This is a genomic window from Campylobacter concisus (assembly GCF_002914195.1).
Taxonomy (GTDB): domain Bacteria; phylum Campylobacterota; class Campylobacteria; order Campylobacterales; family Campylobacteraceae; genus Campylobacter_A; species Campylobacter_A concisus_M.
Genome location: NZ_PPAU01000037.1, coordinates 1 through 894, shown reverse-complemented (window position 1 = coordinate 894; position 894 = coordinate 1). Strand labels below are relative to the sequence as shown.

Sequence of the window (894 nt, the reverse complement as noted above, 5' to 3'; positions counted from 1 at the left end):
CCCCTCCCTTCCTCCCCCCCTCCCCCCCTTTCCTTTTCCCCCTCCCCCCCTTTCCTTTTCCCCCTCCCCCCCTTTCCTTTTCCCCCTCCCCCCCTTTCCTTTTCCTTTTCTTTCCCTCTCCTCTTTCTTCTCTTTTTTCTCTTTTTCTCCCCTCTCCCCTCCCCCTTCTTTCCCCCTCTCCCCCCCCTCTCTCTCTCCCCCCCTCTCCCCCTTTTTTCCCCCCTCTTCCTCTTCCTTCTTCCTCTTCCTCCTCTCTCCCCTTTCTCTCTCCCTTTTCTTCCTCTCTCTTTCCTCCTTTCCTCTTCTCTCCTCTCCTCCCTTCTTTCTCCCTTCCTCTCTCCTTTTCTCTCCTTTTCCCTTCTTTTTTTTTCCCCCCCTCCCCCCCCTTTTTTCCTCCCCTCCCCCCCCTTTCTTTCCCTTCTCTTCCCTCCCCCCTCTTTTTCTCTTCTTCTTCCTCCTTTTTCCCTCTCCCCCCCCTTTCTCTCCTTCCCCTTCCTCCCTTTCTCCTTTTCCCCTTCCCCCCCTCCTTTCCTCTTTTCCCTTTCCCTCCCTCTTTTTCTCCCCTTTTTCTTTCCCCTCTCCCCCCCTTCTCTCCCCTCCCCTTTTCCCCTTTCTCCTTCCCCCCCTCCTTTTCCCCCTTCTCCCCCTCCCCCTCCTTTCTTTCTTCTTTCTTTCCTTCTCTCTTTCCCCCCTCTCTCTTTTTTTTCCTTCTTTCCCTTTTTCCCCTTTTCCCTCTTTTCCTTTTTCTCTCTTTTTTCTCTCCCTTCCTCTTCTTTTTCTTTTTCTTTCCCTCTCTTCTCTTTCCTCTCCCCTTTCTCTTCTCCCCCTCTTCCTCTTCCTCCTCCTCTTCTCTTTTCTCTCTCTTTTTTCCCTCTTCTCTTCCCCCCCCCCCCC

1 protein-coding gene is annotated in these 894 nt (G+C 53.5%); it reads right to left on the bottom strand.

Annotation, left to right across the window (positions count from 1 at the left end):
* On the bottom strand, positions 1-894 hold an 894-nt coding region (locus tag CYP28_RS10840), incomplete at both ends, for a hypothetical protein (RefSeq protein ID WP_181000391.1).